The following is a 14119-nucleotide window of genomic DNA, read 5'->3' as shown; positions in this document are numbered from 1 at the left end:
CCGGTTTCTTGGCCGCCGGTTTTCCGTCCTTGCCCGCCTTCCCCTTTTCTTTTGCCTATTCCCCGGCTATGTCGGGCGGCTTGCGGTCGGCGGGGCGCCCGCGGCGCTCGCCGCGCCGCGCTTTGCGGATCTGCTTGCTGTGCGCCTTCGCCTGCGCCTTCAGCGCCGATTTGGGCGGCGGGCCTTTTTCTCGGGCGTCGATCCCGACCTCGCCGAGCAGCAGGTCGAAGCCGAGCGCATCGAGGCTGGCGGCGAAATGATCGGGAACCTCGGCGCTGACGTCGATCGCGCCGCCATCGGGGTGATCGATGCGCAGGCGGCGGCTGTGCAGGTGCATCTTGCGGCTGATCGTCCCGGTCAGGAACGCGCCCTTGCCGCCATATTTGCCGTCGCCGACAATCGGATGGCCGATCGCTGCCATATGGACGCGCAGCTGGTGGGTGCGCCCGGTCAACGGCTGCAACTCGACCCACGCGGCGCTGTTCCCCGCGCGTTCGATGACGCGGTAGCGCGTTTTCGACGGCAAACCATCGTCATGGACGTGCATCTTTTCGCCGCCCGAACCGGGCTGCTTGGCCAGCGGCAGGTCGATTTCGCCTTGCTGGATGTCGGGTACCCCGACGATCAGCGCCCAATAGGTCTTTTTCGCGCTGCGGTTCGAAAAGCTTTTGGCGAAATAGGCCGCGGCCTTGGGCGTGCGCGCGATCAGCAGCGCGCCCGAGGTGTCCTTGTCGAGCCGGTGGACCAGCTTGGGCCGCGTCGGCCCGTCAAATTTCAGTGCGTCGAGCAGGCCGTCGACATGCGCGTCGGTCTTGGTACCGCCCTGTGTTGCCAGCCCCGGCGGCTTGTTGAGCACGATCGCGCTCGTGTCGCGGTGGATCATCATCCCCGTCGCCAGTTCGATATCCGCATCGGTCAGCGGGCGGCCCTTGCGCGCCGGGCGCGCTGCGGCTTCCACCGGCGGCGTCGGCATCACCAGCTTCTGCCCCGTGGCGATCCGGTCCGACACATCGGCTTTGTTGCCGTCGAGCGTCAGCTGTCCCGAGCGCGCCCAGCGCGCGAGCAGAGCGTGCGGGGTGCCTTCGCGGTGGCGCTTGAACCAGCGGTCGAGCCGGATGCCGTCGTCTTCCTCGGCAATCGTCGCGCTGTCGAGCTTTGGCTTGGCATCGGTCATGCCGACACCTGCCGCACAATAAACAGGCCCAGCCCGCAAGCCGCAATCGCGCCGATCACCGACGCGAGGACATAGGCGGCCGCCTGAGCGTTTTGGCCGCGTTCGAAAAGCATCCAGAATTCCATGCTGAAAGAGGAAAAGGTGGTGAAGCCGCCGAGTATCCCGACGCCGACGAACAGGCGCGCCGCGTCGCTGCCCCCGCCGCGCGCGAGCGCACCGATCAACACACCCATGAGGAGGCTGCCGCCGATATTGATCGTCAGCGTCCACCAGGGGAAGCCGGGACCGAGCCGCGCGAGCATCACCTGCCCCGCCAGATGGCGGGCACCGGCGCCGATCGCGCCGCCGATCATGACGGGGAAGAGGCTGTTCATGTCGCCTGCCCTAGCCCGAAATAGCGGCGAGGCATAGCGGGTGCGTTTGGACTGGGAGTCAGGGGCGGCCAGCGCATGCGACGCACTGGCGCGCTAATTTCGAGGCGCCGACGGCTTGCCAGCGATGGCAGGTTGTGGCAGGGGCGCCCTTCCCTGCATCTGGCGACCTTTCGGGGGCGCTTAGCTCAGTTGGTAGAGCATCTCGTTTACACCGAGAGGGTCGGCGGTTCGAGCCCGTCAGCGCCCACCATTTGCAAAGGATCAGCTTTCAACGGAAAGGCGCCGCGCGCGCCACACGCTCCATAGCGTGAAAACGCCCATCAGCGCCCACACGACGTTCAGCCCCGCCGACGGCAGCGCGCCATTGTAGCCCGAGTTCAACACAAACCCGCTGGCGCCGATGACGTTCATCCATTGATAAAGATAGCCGCGCGGTTCGATCCGGCCGAGGGAGAGCAGGACGTAGCTGGCGAGGATGAGGGCGGCGGCAAGCCAGCCGATAACCTCGATCGCGATCTGCAAAACGCTCATATGTCGTCCCTTCGGGCGGCCTGCACCCCGGTCGGGGACAGGATGTTCAGCGCATCGTCTGTTCGAGGGCCTCGACCGCGTCCTTGGCTTCGGCAAGGCCAAGGCCGGTGCGTTCGCGGACCAGCTTGATCGCGTCGATTTTGCGGTCCTGGCGGATCAGGGCGCGAATTTCCTCATTGTCGATCCGCTCGTCGCCGACGCGCACCATTGGCCGCGGCGGCGGCGCGGTGAGATCGCGGCCTGCCCTTTGCCCGCGCAGATAGCGGGCGAGGAGCAGGCCGAGAACCAGACCGACGACAAGGATCAGCAGTTTGCCCATGCCGGGTCGCCCGCCTTACGCCGCCAGCTTGCGCAGGACGTAGTGCAGGATGCCGCCGTTCATATAATATTCGACCTCATTCGCGGTATCGATGCGGCAGAGCGTTTCGAAGCTGAACGTCGAACCGTCGGCGCGGGTGACGTTCACTGTCACCGTCTGGCGCGGCTTGAGGTCGGCGACGCCGGTGATCGTGAAGGTGTCGTCGCCGGTCAACCCCAGCGTCTCGCGCGTGTCGCCGCCCTGGAACTGCAGCGGCAGCACGCCCATGCCGACGAGGTTCGAGCGGTGGATGCGCTCGAAGCTCTCGACGATCACGGCGCGAACGCCGAGCAAATTGGTGCCCTTCGCCGCCCAGTCGCGCGACGAGCCGGTGCCATATTCCTTGCCCGCGATGACCACCAGCGGCGTGCCGTCGGTCTTGTGGCGCATTGCGGCGTCGTAGATCGGCATGACTTCGTCGCCGTAGCGCGACATGCCGCCTTCGATGCCGGGGACCATTTCATTCTTGATGCGGATGTTGGCGAAGGTGCCGCGCATCATGACGTCGTGGTGGCCGCGGCGGGCGCCGTAGCTGTTGAAGTCGGCCTTGTTAACCTGATGTTCCATCAGCCATTTTCCGGCCGGCGAGTCCGCCTTGATGCTGCCGGCGGGGCTGATGTGGTCGGTCGTGATGCTGTCACCCAGTATCGCGAGCGGCTTGGCGTCGATGATGTCAGATACCGGAGCGGGCGTCATCGTCATCCCCTCGAAATACGGCGGGTTGGCGACATAGGTCGACCCGGCGCGCCACTGATAGGTGTCCGATCCTTCAACCTCGATCTTTTGCCAATGCTCGTCGCCGCGATAGACATGCTCGTAGCGCGCCTCGAACATGTTGCGGTCGATGCACGATGCGATGGTGTCGGCCACTTCCTGATTGGTCGGCCAGATGTCGGCGAGGAACACGTCCTTGCCGGACTGGTCCTGCCCGATCGGCGTCGTGGTGAAATCTTCGGTCACCGTGCCCTTGAGCGCATAGGCAACAACCAGCGGCGGCGAGGCGAGGAAGTTGGCGCGCACGTCGGGCGACACGCGGCCTTCGAAGTTGCGGTTGCCTGAAATGACCGACGCGGCGACGATGTCGTTGCCGTTGATCGCCTCCGAAATCGGCCCCGCCAGCGGCCCTGAATTGCCGATGCAGGTGGTGCAGCCATAACCGACCAGGTTGAAGCCGACTGCGTCGAGATCGGCGGTGAGGCCCGCGCGGTCGAAATAGTCGGTGACGACCTGCGATCCCGGCGCCAGCGAGGTCTTGACCCACGGCTTGGGCTTCAGACCCAGCGCGTTCGCCTTGCGCGCCACCAGGCCCGCGGCGACCATGACGCCGGGGTTCGACGTGTTGGTGCAGCTGGTGATCGCGGCGATAACGACGTCGCCGTCGCCGATGTCGTGATCCTTGCCCGCGACCGGCACCCGCTTGATGCCGTCATGCTTGTACACCGACGCCAGGTCGGCGTTGAACACATCGTCGACTTCCGTGAGGATGACCTTGTCCTGCGGACGCTTCGGCCCCGCCAGCGACGGGACGACGCTGCCCATGTCGAGGGTGAGCGTATCGGTGAACACCGGATCGGCCATGTCGGCGGAGAGCCACAGACCCTGCGCCTTCGCATAGGCCTCGACCAGCGCGACATTTTCGGCGCTGCGGCCGGTCAGGCGCATATAGTCGAGCGTCTTGTCGTCGATGCCAAAGAAGCCGCAGGTCGCGCCATATTCGGGCGCCATATTGGCGAGCGTCGCGCGGTCGGCGAGCGACAGCGAGGACAGGCCGGGGCCGAAATATTCGACGAATCGCCCGACGACGCCCTTGGCGCGCAGCATCTGCGTCGCGGTGAGCACGAGGTCGGTCGCGGTGACGCCTTCCTTCAGCGCGCCGGTCAGCTTGAAGCCGACGACTTCGGGGATCAGCATCGACACGGGCTGCCCTAGCATCGCGGCCTCGGCCTCGATTCCGCCGACGCCCCAGCCGAGCACGCCCAGCCCGTTGATCATCGTGGTGTGGCTGTCGGTGCCGACGCAGGTATCGGGATAGGCGACGGTGGTGCCGTCGGCGTCCTGGCTCGACCATACCGCCTGCGCGATATGCTCCAGATTGACCTGGTGACAGATGCCGGTGCCCGGAGGGACCGCCTTGAAATTGTCGAGGCTTTTCGATCCCCATTTCAGGAAGTCGTACCGCTCGCCGTTGCGATAATATTCGATCTCGACATTCTGCTCGAACGCCTTCGGATGGCCAAATTCATCGACCATGACGCTGTGGTCGATGACCAGGTGGACGGGGACGAGCGGGTTGATCTTGGTCGTGTCACCGCCGAGCTTGGCGATCGCATCGCGCATCGCGGCCAGGTCGACGACGCAGGGAACGCCGGTGAAATCCTGCAGCAGCACGCGCGCCGGGCGATACTGGATCTCGCGGTTCGAATGCGGATCTTTCTGCCAGTCGACCAGCGCCTGCACATCGTCGGTCGACACAGTGAAGCCGCCATCTTCAAAGCGCAGCAGGTTTTCGAGCAGCACCTTCATGCTGAACGGCAGGCGCGATACGTCGCCCAGCTTTGCCGCGGCCTTGTCGAGCGAATAATAGGCATAATCCTTGCCGGCGACGCTCAGCGTCGAACGGGTGCCCAGTGTGTCGTGTCCGGTGGTCGTCATCTTGCAGCAGTCCCCTGTTGGCGCGGCGGGGGAAGACCATCAGCTGGCGTGGCGGGAGAGCGGGGCCAGCAAGAGTCGCGCGCGCGGTTTTTGTTGGGGACGCCTTACGCGGGGGGTGGGGAAATGCAAGGGGGTGGGGGTGGGTTCCTTGGTGCCCGTGCTGGCTTGTGACGTCGGCGGCGCGAAGATTTTTTCGCACAAAGACACAAAGCCACGAAGGCTCCCCTATCGTCAACGCGGGCTCGATCCGAGGTCCATGCGGCGCTGCTGGAGCGGATCCCGGATCAAATCCGGGATGACGAAAAAAGTAGTGATTGACTACGATGTAGTTCTAGACTACATAAGCCCGCAATGAAGCCGATCAGCTACACGCGGGCCGCAATCAAGGCGTTGCAACGCATGCCCGCCAACACATCGGCGCGGATCGTCGGCAAGATCGAGGCCTATGCCGCCGATCCCGCGTCGCAGGCGAATAATGTGAAGGCGCTGAAAGGCCGCGACGGCATAAGGCTGAGGGTCGGCGACTGGCGCGTGATCATGGAGGATGGCGTCGTGCTGGCGGTGCTGGAAATCGGCCCGCGCGGCGGCGTCTATGAATGAAGGAATGATCCCATGAACAAGATGGTGACGATCCCCCAAGCGGAATATGACCGCCTGCGCGAAGCGGCCGAGGATCTGGCCGACCTGCGCGCATTTGACGGCGCCAAGGCGGCGCTGGCGACGGGCGAGGACGAGTTGGTGCCGGCCGACTATGCCAAGCGGCTGATCGCCGGCGAAAGCCCGTTGCGCGTGTGGCGTGAACTGCGCGGGCTGAGCCAGGTGAAGCTGGGGGCGGTGTCGGGGGTCAACCGGGTGCAGATCGCCGACATCGAGGCCGGGCGCGGCAAGGGGTCGGTGGAGACGGTGCGGAAGCTGGGGGAGGCGCTGGGGGTGATGGTGGATGATCTGATTTGAGGGTTAGCAACCGCCCTATTTCGGGGTTGTTGCACCTGTCACCGTAATTCCAAGCCCCTTGACCCGGCGTTCCTCGTATGTTCTGACGTAACAATAACCACTCGAATTGGATCGCGCACGGAACCGGCAAAGGGAAGCCCTTGATGCTGAGGAACGCAGAATTGTAGCTGCGGAAGCTGCGGTGGAGGCTCGCGCTGCGAACGCAAAAATCGAGGCGCATAATGATTTAATCGAGCAGATTATGGCGATGGGCGTTCTTGCTACGGAAGAAGCAAAAGATCAGATAGTTGCTCAGACCGCGGGTTACACAGGCCACCTGGATTCGATCGAGGGTGACCTTAGCGGACGCCGCATCGACGAACTGCGCGATACTCTGGTCGCCCTTAAGCATCGAACGAGAGATTACGATCTCCTCAGTGCAATCAACGATCTGGAGAATGCGCTAACTTACCGACGTGTGCGGGGAGAAAATGGGCCTGCCAACCTAGCTTCGCTCGATGCTCGTTTCGACGAAATCACTCGGCTCTGCTTGCGATAGATGCATTACGGAAATGACGCGGATTACCGTGACGGTTTGCTTAATTCCCAAATCCACGCGACGAGACTCGCGCATTCCGCAGACCCAATTGTCTCCAGCCTTGCTCCGCCACCTAAGCCCTGTCACCCTGACGTTCCGACCAGCGAACAGGGGAGATGACCATGCGAACCACCCGAGCCACCGCCGCGACGGCGATGCTGAGCCTTGCCCTTCTCGCCGAGCCCGCCTTCGCCCGCGACCCTGCCAACGTCTTGATGCCCGAAAATCCCGAAGCACGAGCGTTTCAGGAGGCCGTCGGCTATGCGACCGCGGTGATTGCGGGCGACACCATTTACCTGTCGGGGGTGGTCGCGGGGCCGGCGAAGGGGGAGAGCGATCTGGCGCCCGGATACGAGCGCGCCTTTGCGCATATCGCCGCGACGCTGGCGCGCGCGGGGGCCAGCTGGGACGATGTGGTCGACATCACCACCTTTCACATCGACCTGGCCGCGCACATCGACGGCTTTGCCGCGGTCAAGAACCGCCATGTGAAGGCACCCTTTCCGGCGTGGACCGCGATCGGCGTGTCGCGATTGTACGAGCCGACCGCGGTGGTCGAGATCAAGGTTGTGGCGCGGGTGGTGAAGAAGTAGGGTTGGGCGGGGGTTTTCCGGCGTGACGGGCAGGATATAGCGGGCAACAGCCCTTTGCCAGCCGCCGTTTCCCGGCCTTTACACTGCGCTCAGCTTCTCAATCTCCGGCGCCCCCGCCAGGCACGGACCAAGCTTCGCGCCAAGGGTACGGAAATGCTCCGAAGCGCGGTGCGCCTCGACTGCCGCGCCATCGTCATAACATTCCAGGACCTTGTAAACGCCCGCCTCTTCGGTCCGGAACAGTCGGTAATAGCTGTTGCCGGGCTCGTTCGCCGCGACCGCGGGCGCGAGTTCGGCGAAGACGCCTTCGAATTCCGTTTCCTTGCCGGGTTGGACGCGCAGCGTGGCGATGATGCCAATGGCCATTTTTTCTCTCCTTGTTCTATTTGCGAAGATCGGGATCGACGTCCCAGCCGTCTTCCACCTGGATGCCGAAGCTGTTCAGGATCATCGACACCTGCGTGTATTGACCGACGGTCATCACCAGATCCATGCGCCCCTTGTTGCCGAGCGGGGCGAGCGCGGCCCAGGTTGCGTCGGTGATGAAATGATCGCCCGAAAGTTCGTCGGTCGCGCGCAACATGGCGCGGTCAAGGTCGCTCCAGCCGCCCGCGTCCGGCCCAGTCTTGATCCGCGCGATTTCCTCTTCGGTCAGCCCGCAGTCGTGGCCGATACGCTTGTGCTGGGTCCATTCATACCCCGAACGGCAATTATAGCCGGTACGCAGGATCACCAACTCGCGGTCGCGCGAGCTGAGCGCGTTGCGCTTCGACAGGATGTAATTGCCCCAGCCGAGGAAAGCGGTCAGCGCTTTGGGCGCATGGGCCAGGGTGCGGAAGATGTTGAGAATCTTGCCGCCCCCGACCTTGCCCCCATCGGAGACAAGGAAGGGTTCGAGCGCGGCGCGCTGGTCGGCATCGAGCCGGTCCAGATCGACCGGCTCGATACGCGGGGCGCTAAGGCGCATCAGAAGACCTCGAACAGGCCCGCTGCGCCCTGACCACCGCCGATGCACATGGTGACGACGGCATATTTCACGCCGCGGCGCTTGCCTTCGAGCAGCGCGTGGCCGACGCAGCGCGCGCCGGTCATGCCGAAGGGGTGGCCGATCGAGATCGAGCCGCCATTGACGTTGAGCAGCTCGTTGGGGATGCCGAGCTTGTCGCGGCAATAAAGCACCTGCACCGCGAACGCCTCGTTGAGTTCCCACAGGCCGATGTCGTCCATCTTGAGCTCGAAGCGTTCGAGCAGCTTGGGGATCGCGAACACGGGGCCGATGCCCATTTCGTCGGGCTCGGTGCCGGCGACCGCCATGCCAACATAGCGCCCGAGCGGGGTCAGGCCGCGCTTTTCGGCGACTTTGGCTTCCATCACGACGCACGCCGACGAACCGTCGGCGAGCTGGCTGGCATTGCCCGCGGTGATCGTGTGGCCTTCGCCCATCACTGGCTTCAGGCTCGACAGGCCTTCGAGGGTGGTGTCGGCGCGGTTACATTCGTCCTTGTCGGCGGTGACCTCTTTGAACGAAACCTCTTTGGTTTCCTTGTCCATCACCGCCATCGTCGCCTGGCACGCGATGATCTCATCGGAAAAGAGGCCCGCGGCCTGTGCGGCGGCGGTGCGCTGCTGCGACTGCAGCGAATATTCGTCCTGCGCTTCGCGGCTGATATTATAACGTTTGGCGACAACCTCGGCGGTGCCGATCATCGGCATGTAGGTGTCCTTGTGCATCGCGATCAGCTCGGCGTCGGTCTCGATGAACACCTTGCCGCTGCCGCTGACCTTCGAGATGCTCTCGATGCCGCCAGCGACGCAGATGTCCTGACGGTCGACGATGATCTGCTTCGCGGCCGTCGCGATCGTCATCAGGCCCGACGAGCACTGACGGTCGATCGACATGCCCGGGACGGTGACCGGCAGGCCGGTGCGCAGCGCGATCAGGCGCGCGACGTTCATCGTCTGCGACCCCTGCTGCATCGCGGCGCCGAACACGACGTCGTCGATCTCGCCACCTTCCAAACCGGCGCGCTCGACCGCCGCCTTGACCGAGAAGGCGCCGAGCGTCGGCGACAGGGTGTTGTTGAACGAGCCGCGACCCGCCTTGGTCAGCGGGGTGCGGGCGGTGGAAACGATGACGGCGTCACGCATGGTAATATTCCTCTTCGAAGGGTTTGAGAAAATCTTTGCCGGGGAGGGCGGCGCTCAAACGAAAAACTGGCTGATCCACTCGGCGATCAATGCGGGCTTTTCCTCGCCCTCGATCTCGACGGTCACTTCATTGGTCTGCTGCCACTGGCCGGGGCGCTTCTCTTCCAGCTCGAGCAGCTTGATATGGCTGCGCACGCGCTTGCCCGAGCGGACCGGCGACAGGAAGCGGACTTTGTTGCAGCCATAGTTCACGCCCATCTTGACCCCACCGACCTTGGGGCCGTCGGTGCTCTGGCCCAGCATCGGCATCAGCGACAGGGTCAGAAAGCCGTGTGCGATGGTGCCGCCGAACGGGGTCAGCTTTGCCTTTTCTTCGTCGATATGGATGAACTGGTGGTCGCCGGTGGCGTCGGCGAACTTGTTGATCATCTCCTGATCGACGAGCACCCAATCGGATGTCCCGAGATGCTCACCGACCTTGGTCTGCAATTCCTGCGGCGTGATTGTGGCCATCGCTCATCCCCTTGATCATTGGTTCGGGGCGCGTTCTAGGCCTGTCTGGACGCGTTGCACAAGGCCCAAGCCGTCATGCCACGGCGCCGTAGCGTCAGCTTGGCTTGGCGATCTTCGCCGCGCTCACCTTGGGTTTTGGGGACTCGGCAAAAGGCATGATCATCGTGCCGTCGGGGGCGGCGGTAAAGGTCGTCTGGGTCGGATAAGCAAATTCATAACCCGCCTTAGCCATCGCTTCGAACACCCGGATGCCGACATCGGTGCGCGCCGCGGCGACGACATCGAATTCGTCGCTGAATACGTCGAACAGCAATTCGAAATCGAGGCTCGAGGGGCCGAAGGTCAGGAAGCTGGAACGGATGAATTCCTGCCCCGCCGCGACCACCTGCTCCTCGAGCAGCGCGGGCAGGTCGCGCAGCATCGTCGGCGTCGTTTGATAGATGACGCCGATCGTGAAGGTGATGCGGCGGCGGTGGAGATTGGCAAAATTGGTGATCTCCTTGCCCAGCAGATTGGTATTGGAAATGACGAGCAACTCGCCGTTGAGCGAGCGCAGGCGAGTACTTTTCAGCCCGATGCGTTCGACCGTCGCGGTGCTGGTGTCATATTTGATCGTTTCGCCGACGCGGAACGGTCGGTCGAAGATGATCGACAGCGACGCGAACAGATCCGAAAAAATGCCCTGCGCGGCCAGACCGATGGCGATGCCACCGATTCCCAGACCCGCGACCAGCCCGGTGACATTGACCCCCATATTGTCGAGGATCACGATCGCCGCGATCGCGAACAGCGCGACACTGATCAACAGGCGAATGATCCCCATCGCGTTCGACAATGTCTCGTTATGCCCGTCCGACGCGCGGCGCTGGATCAGCCCCAGGATGACCTCGCGCGCCCAGATCGCGACCTGCAACACGACCGCGACGGTGAATATCAGCTGCAGGATCTGCATGATCACCGCGGGCGGCTGCGCATAGCCCGCCACCATGCGCACCGCGACGATCGCGAGTACGAACGATTTGGTCTGGTGAATCACCCGCCCGACGATGTGGGTCAGGGTGAACTCGCCCGGCGTCGCCTGCGCACGTTTCAGCGCAAAGCCGCGGATCATCGACAGCAGGAAATAGATCGCCAGACCCGCGGCGATCGCGATGCCGATTTGCAACCAGTGGCTGTTCACCCATGCGACGCTGCTGTCCCACCAGTCGCGCAGGTCGGCAATCGGATCGTTGCGCGCTGGCGCGACCCTTGCCGCCGTCTTGGTGGCAGCGGTCTGGGCGGCAGCAAGGATAGAGAAAGTCACGTCGGTCCTCTTGGGTCGCAGGTCAGGCGGATTGCAGCAACGCCGCGGCGGCGGGCGCGCGCTCCAGATAGGCTAAAAATCCGCGTTCGTAACGCGAAAGATATTTGGCGACGCGCGGCAGCGGTCCGGCGACCGTGGCAAAGTCGCTGCGTTCCTGCGCCGCCGCGATCATCGCCGGGTGGACATAGGCCTTGCGGGCGATCGCCGGGGTGTTGCCCAGCCGGTCGGCGACATGCTCCAGCATGGCTTTGAGCGCCGGCGGTTCGGGGGCGTCATAGAGGAACGAAAAGGCCTCCACGCTCGCCGACCAGGTGCGGAAATGCTTGGCGCTGAATTCGTCACCCATCGCCTCGCGGATATAGGCGTTCACATCTTCGGACCCGACGGCACAGACGGCGCCATCATCTTCATATTGGAACAGATTCTGCCCCGGCAGATCCTGCAGGCGCCGCACCAGCGTGGTCAAATTGCGGTCGCTGATCGTCACCAGCCGCTGCGCGCCGCCCTTGGCGCGGTAACTCAGCCGCAGTTTCTGGCCGCTCAGCTTGGCGTGGCGCTGGCGTAGCGTCGTGGCGCCGAAGCTTTTGTTCGCCGCGACATATTGTTCGTTACCGACTCGCAGCGCGGCCAGGTCGAGCAGGCGGACGACCGCGCCGACGACGCGTTCCTGACAAAGGGTTCGCCGCGCCAGATCCTCGGTCAGGCGGGCACGCAGCAAAGGCAGTGCATGGCCAAAGGCGGCGCAGCGGTCATATTTGTCGGCCTCGCGCGCCAGCCGGAAATCGGGGTGATAGCGATATTGCTTGCGCCCGCGGGCGTCAAATCCCGTGGCGAGGATGTGGCCGTTGGCAGCGGGGCAATACCAGGCATCCTCATACGCCGGGGGCAAGGCAATCGAGTTGAGCCGCGCGATTTCATCGCGGTCGCGGATGATCTTGCCCTTGGTATCGCGGTATTGCCACCCATCGCCAACGCGCTCACGGGTGATGCCGGGCAGGCCGTCGTCGACATGGATCAGGCGCGGGGAGGGCATGGTGCATTAGCGCGCTTCCCCGCCTTTTGGTTCCGCCTCAGCGCGCGTCGGGCAGCGAATGGCGCGCCGGAACCTGCGCCGGACGCGCCATCAACGGGCGCCATCCGGCCTCCTGTTCGCGGCGGCGGCAATAGGTCGACAGTCCGATTTCGAGCGCCAGCATCATATAAATGAAGGGCTGGAACGCGATGCCGACGAACAACGACCCGACCATATAGATGATATGGCCATGCTGAAGCGCGGTCGCGAGCGGGGCGATCCATTGCTCCTCGCCGCGCCGCGTTTTCAGATAGCGTCGGCGAAGCCGCTCCATCTGCGCAATGCCGACGATATGGAGCAGCAGCCACAGCGCCAGCCCCGGATAACCCTGTTCGCCCAGCATCTCGAAGTAACTCGAGTGGTATGCGCGCGATTGTTCGTCATGTACGGTCGCCTCGGCATTTTGCGGCTGGTCGGGGTCGTAACCTGACCCCGTGGTTTCGACGCGCAGCCGGTTCTGGATATAGGCCTCGAACCCGCCGCCGAACGGATTTTCCTTGGCATAGTCCCAGGTCCAGGCCCAAACAGCGACGCGGGTCGATGCTGACTGATCCGCCTTGTACCCCTGAATCGTTTCCATGCGCTCGGTGAAGCTCTGCGGCAGGAAGGGGATGGCTGCGATTGCCAGCAGCCCGGCACCGGCGATGTAGAGGAAGCGATTCTTGACCGCGCGCAGCGATAGAACCGCAAGTACCGCCAGGCAGACAAGGCCCGTGCGCGCCTGTGTCCCGATCGGCAGCAACATACACGCAAAGCACAGCGCAAAGCAGAACAGGGTCACCCGCCAGTCCGATGGAAAGATCGTCCCATGGCGGCGGTACCACAGGATCAGCGGGATAATCGCGATCCCGACGGTCGACATGATCGACCCCTCGTATAGCCCGTAATTTTCATTGAGCAGCAATTGCAGCGTCCCATAGCCGCCACCGCCCGCCGCAGTCTTGATCCCGCCGGCGATGGCGATCGACGCGGCTGAAAGCAGCATGATCAGCGCCAGCGCTTCGATCCGCAGCTTGGTACGCAGGGTGAGCGGCAGAAAAATCGCCCAGATCAGCGCCTTCCAAACCCAGCTCCATTTATCGGCGGCTTCGACCGGGAAATCGGCCTGCATGGTCGTTAGCCCGCAATACACAAGCAGCGCGACGAGCAGAAATTGCCGCCCCGACCAGCGCGTATCGCTTTTGTCGTCGACCGCGAGCCAGCCAGTGATCGCGAGCCCGAAGACGATCAGCGAAATCGGGATCGAATTAATCAGGAAATAGCTCAGCCGCTGCGGCGCGACGATGTCGATGTAGCAAAAGCAAAGCACGAACAGGAACGGCTTGCGAAAACCGAGCCCTATGAAGGCAAAGAGAAAGGCGACGAACGCAATATCACGCATCGGGGCGGTCGTCCGGTTCCGCGTCGCGGCGCTGCTGCCACTGCGCGCGCGGGCTGACCTCGCGGTCGAGATCGTCGCGGTGCAGCAGGCGCCAGAGCGCAATGGCCAGCAAGACGTGCGTCAACCCGATGGAAAAATTGTCGACCATGTCCGCTCCCGCTACGCGATCGGGGTTGACGCTGCGTTAAGGCTCGTATGTCAAAGCGCTAGCCCATGACCCGCATCCTGCACGTCCTCGATCATAGCCTGCCGACGCACAGCGGCTATACCTTTCGCACTCGTGCGCTGATGAAGGCGCAGCTGGCGAAGGGGTGGGATGTCGCGGGGGTCACCGGGGTGCGCCACCCTGAACCGGGGCCGGACGGCGAGACCGTCGACGGCCTGACCTTTTACCGCACCGCGCCGATCGCGCCAGCGCGGGGGGCGCGCCGCGGAGGGGGCGGGGTAGGGGCGGGGGCGCGGCGGGGGGGGGGGCGGGCGGGGGGCGGG

17 protein-coding genes, 1 tRNA gene and 1 pseudogene are annotated in these 14119 nt (G+C 63.9%); 6 read left to right on the top strand and 13 right to left on the bottom strand.

What is annotated here, in order from left to right:
• Positions 1 to 55: 55 nt before the first annotated feature.
• Together K0M74_RS00415 and K0M74_RS00410 are read right to left on the bottom strand one after the other, a co-directional pair.
• Positions 56 to 1174: an RluA family pseudouridine synthase gene (locus K0M74_RS00415; protein WP_293966841.1), complete on the bottom strand. Its 1119-nt coding sequence runs from the start codon at positions 1172 to 1174 to the stop codon at positions 56 to 58.
• Positions 1171 to 1548 (bottom strand): CrcB family protein, encoded by a 378-nt coding sequence (locus K0M74_RS00410; RefSeq protein ID WP_293966840.1) that lies wholly within the window; start codon positions 1546 to 1548, stop codon positions 1171 to 1173. Before K0M74_RS00410 ends, K0M74_RS00415 begins: the two co-directional genes overlap by 4 nt.
• A 174-nt stretch (positions 1549 to 1722) precedes the next feature.
• Here K0M74_RS00410 and K0M74_RS00405 point away from each other — a divergent pair.
• Positions 1723 to 1798: transfer RNA gene (locus tag K0M74_RS00405), tRNA-Val, on the top strand.
• A gap of 11 nt (positions 1799 to 1809) precedes the next feature.
• Here the strand turns inward: K0M74_RS00405 and K0M74_RS00400 are convergent.
• The 3 genes from K0M74_RS00400 to acnA are packed head-to-tail and all read right to left on the bottom strand — an operon-like array spanning position 1810 to position 5089.
• Positions 1810 to 2079: a hypothetical protein gene (locus tag K0M74_RS00400; RefSeq protein WP_293966839.1), complete on the bottom strand. Its 270-nt coding sequence runs from the start codon at positions 2077 to 2079 to the stop codon at positions 1810 to 1812.
• Positions 2080 to 2125: 46 nt separating this feature from the next.
• Positions 2126 to 2398, bottom strand: coding sequence for a ribosomal protein L7/L12 (locus K0M74_RS00395; protein ID WP_293966838.1), 273 nt, complete (start codon positions 2396 to 2398; stop codon positions 2126 to 2128).
• A gap of 15 nt (positions 2399 to 2413) precedes the next feature.
• Entirely contained in the window at positions 2414 to 5089 is a 2676-nt protein-coding gene (gene acnA / locus K0M74_RS00390; protein ID WP_293966837.1) for an aconitate hydratase AcnA, read from the bottom strand.
• A 351-nt stretch (positions 5090 to 5440) separates the two neighbouring features.
• On the opposite strand from acnA, the gene K0M74_RS00385 reads away from it, so the two are divergent.
• The 4 genes from K0M74_RS00385 (at position 5441) to K0M74_RS00370 (ending at position 7213) form a co-directional block, all read left to right on the top strand.
• Entirely contained in the window at positions 5441 to 5689 is a 249-nt protein-coding gene (locus K0M74_RS00385) for a type II toxin-antitoxin system RelE/ParE family toxin (RefSeq protein ID WP_088440262.1), read from the top strand.
• 12 nt (positions 5690 to 5701) lie between these two features.
• Positions 5702 to 6043 carry a helix-turn-helix transcriptional regulator gene (locus tag K0M74_RS00380; RefSeq protein WP_293966836.1) on the top strand — a complete coding sequence of 114 codons (342 nt, stop codon included), beginning with the start codon at positions 5702 to 5704 and terminating at the stop codon, positions 6041 to 6043.
• Positions 6044 to 6224: 181 nt separating this feature from the next.
• The gene (locus tag K0M74_RS00375; RefSeq protein ID WP_293966835.1) at positions 6225 to 6581 is read left to right on the top strand and encodes a hypothetical protein; all 357 of its coding nucleotides are present in this window, start codon (positions 6225 to 6227) and stop codon (positions 6579 to 6581) included.
• 161 nt (positions 6582 to 6742) lie between these two features.
• Complete coding sequence (locus K0M74_RS00370; RefSeq protein WP_293966834.1) at positions 6743 to 7213, top strand: RidA family protein; 471 nt, start codon at positions 6743 to 6745, stop codon at positions 7211 to 7213.
• Between the two features lie 78 nt (positions 7214 to 7291).
• Here the strand turns inward: K0M74_RS00370 and K0M74_RS00365 are convergent, their stop codons facing one another.
• The 8 genes from K0M74_RS00365 to K0M74_RS00330 form a co-directional block, all read right to left on the bottom strand.
• Positions 7292 to 7579, bottom strand: a complete 288-nt coding sequence (locus K0M74_RS00365) for a putative quinol monooxygenase (RefSeq protein ID WP_293966833.1) — start codon at positions 7577 to 7579, stop codon at positions 7292 to 7294.
• A gap of 16 nt (positions 7580 to 7595) precedes the next feature.
• On the bottom strand, positions 7596 to 8180 hold the full coding sequence (locus K0M74_RS00360) for a carboxymuconolactone decarboxylase family protein (protein WP_293966832.1): 585 nt from the start codon (positions 8178 to 8180) through the stop codon (positions 7596 to 7598).
• Positions 8180 to 9361 carry an acetyl-CoA C-acyltransferase gene (locus K0M74_RS00355; protein ID WP_293966831.1) on the bottom strand — a complete coding sequence of 394 codons (1182 nt, stop codon included), beginning with the start codon at positions 9359 to 9361 and terminating at the stop codon, positions 8180 to 8182. The genes K0M74_RS00360 and K0M74_RS00355 overlap by 1 nt, the downstream gene beginning before the upstream one ends.
• 54 nt (positions 9362 to 9415) lie before the next feature.
• Positions 9416 to 9874 carry a MaoC family dehydratase gene (locus tag K0M74_RS00350; RefSeq protein ID WP_137753976.1) on the bottom strand — a complete coding sequence of 153 codons (459 nt, stop codon included), beginning with the start codon at positions 9872 to 9874 and terminating at the stop codon, positions 9416 to 9418.
• 94 nt (positions 9875 to 9968) lie between these two features.
• A complete protein-coding gene (locus K0M74_RS00345) occupies positions 9969 to 11177 on the bottom strand; it encodes a mechanosensitive ion channel domain-containing protein (protein WP_293966830.1) in 1209 nt (402 codons plus the stop codon).
• Between the two features lie 22 nt (positions 11178 to 11199).
• Complete coding sequence (locus K0M74_RS00340; RefSeq protein WP_293966829.1) at positions 11200 to 12210, bottom strand: DNA topoisomerase IB; 1011 nt, start codon at positions 12208 to 12210, stop codon at positions 11200 to 11202.
• A gap of 37 nt (positions 12211 to 12247) precedes the next feature.
• Complete coding sequence (locus K0M74_RS00335; protein ID WP_293966828.1) at positions 12248 to 13630, bottom strand: putative O-glycosylation ligase, exosortase A system-associated; 1383 nt, start codon at positions 13628 to 13630, stop codon at positions 12248 to 12250.
• Positions 13623 to 13778: a hypothetical protein gene (locus K0M74_RS00330; protein ID WP_293966827.1), complete on the bottom strand. Its 156-nt coding sequence runs from the start codon at positions 13776 to 13778 to the stop codon at positions 13623 to 13625. The genes K0M74_RS00335 and K0M74_RS00330 overlap by 8 nt, the downstream gene beginning before the upstream one ends.
• 65 nt (positions 13779 to 13843) lie before the next feature.
• Here K0M74_RS00330 and K0M74_RS00325 point away from each other — a divergent pair.
• Positions 13844 to 14119, top strand: a pseudogene (locus K0M74_RS00325) (glycosyltransferase WbuB); the annotation flags it as partial.

Origin of the sequence: Sphingopyxis sp. (assembly GCF_019459305.1) — a bacterium.
Taxonomy (GTDB): domain Bacteria; phylum Pseudomonadota; class Alphaproteobacteria; order Sphingomonadales; family Sphingomonadaceae; genus Sphingopyxis.
The sequence above is the reverse complement of the archived record's forward strand: the minus strand, read 5'-3'. Positions and strand labels throughout refer to the sequence as shown.

Coding starts and splice junctions, on each gene's coding strand:
- K0M74_RS00415 (WP_293966841.1), bottom strand. CDS start 1,174: ATGACCGATGCCAAGCCAAAGCTCGACAGCGCGACGATTGCCGAGGAA.
- K0M74_RS00410 (WP_293966840.1), bottom strand. CDS start 1,548: ATGAACAGCCTCTTCCCCGTCATGATCGGCGGCGCGATCGGCGCCGGT.
- K0M74_RS00400 (WP_293966839.1), bottom strand. CDS start 2,079: ATGAGCGTTTTGCAGATCGCGATCGAGGTTATCGGCTGGCTTGCCGCC.
- K0M74_RS00395 (WP_293966838.1), bottom strand. CDS start 2,398: ATGGGCAAACTGCTGATCCTTGTCGTCGGTCTGGTTCTCGGCCTGCTC.
- acnA (WP_293966837.1), bottom strand. CDS start 5,089: ATGACGACCACCGGACACGACACACTGGGCACCCGTTCGACGCTGAGC.
- K0M74_RS00385 (WP_088440262.1), top strand. CDS start 5,441: ATGAAGCCGATCAGCTACACGCGGGCCGCAATCAAGGCGTTGCAACGC.
- K0M74_RS00380 (WP_293966836.1), top strand. CDS start 5,702: ATGAACAAGATGGTGACGATCCCCCAAGCGGAATATGACCGCCTGCGC.
- K0M74_RS00370 (WP_293966834.1), top strand. CDS start 6,743: ATGCGAACCACCCGAGCCACCGCCGCGACGGCGATGCTGAGCCTTGCC.
- K0M74_RS00365 (WP_293966833.1), bottom strand. CDS start 7,579: ATGGCCATTGGCATCATCGCCACGCTGCGCGTCCAACCCGGCAAGGAA.
- K0M74_RS00360 (WP_293966832.1), bottom strand. CDS start 8,180: ATGCGCCTTAGCGCCCCGCGTATCGAGCCGGTCGATCTGGACCGGCTC.
- K0M74_RS00355 (WP_293966831.1), bottom strand. CDS start 9,361: ATGCGTGACGCCGTCATCGTTTCCACCGCCCGCACCCCGCTGACCAAG.
- K0M74_RS00350 (WP_137753976.1), bottom strand. CDS start 9,874: ATGGCCACAATCACGCCGCAGGAATTGCAGACCAAGGTCGGTGAGCAT.
- K0M74_RS00340 (WP_293966829.1), bottom strand. CDS start 12,210: ATGCCCTCCCCGCGCCTGATCCATGTCGACGACGGCCTGCCCGGCATC.
- K0M74_RS00335 (WP_293966828.1), bottom strand. CDS start 13,630: ATGCGTGATATTGCGTTCGTCGCCTTTCTCTTTGCCTTCATAGGGCTC.
- K0M74_RS00330 (WP_293966827.1), bottom strand. CDS start 13,778: ATGGTCGACAATTTTTCCATCGGGTTGACGCACGTCTTGCTGGCCATT.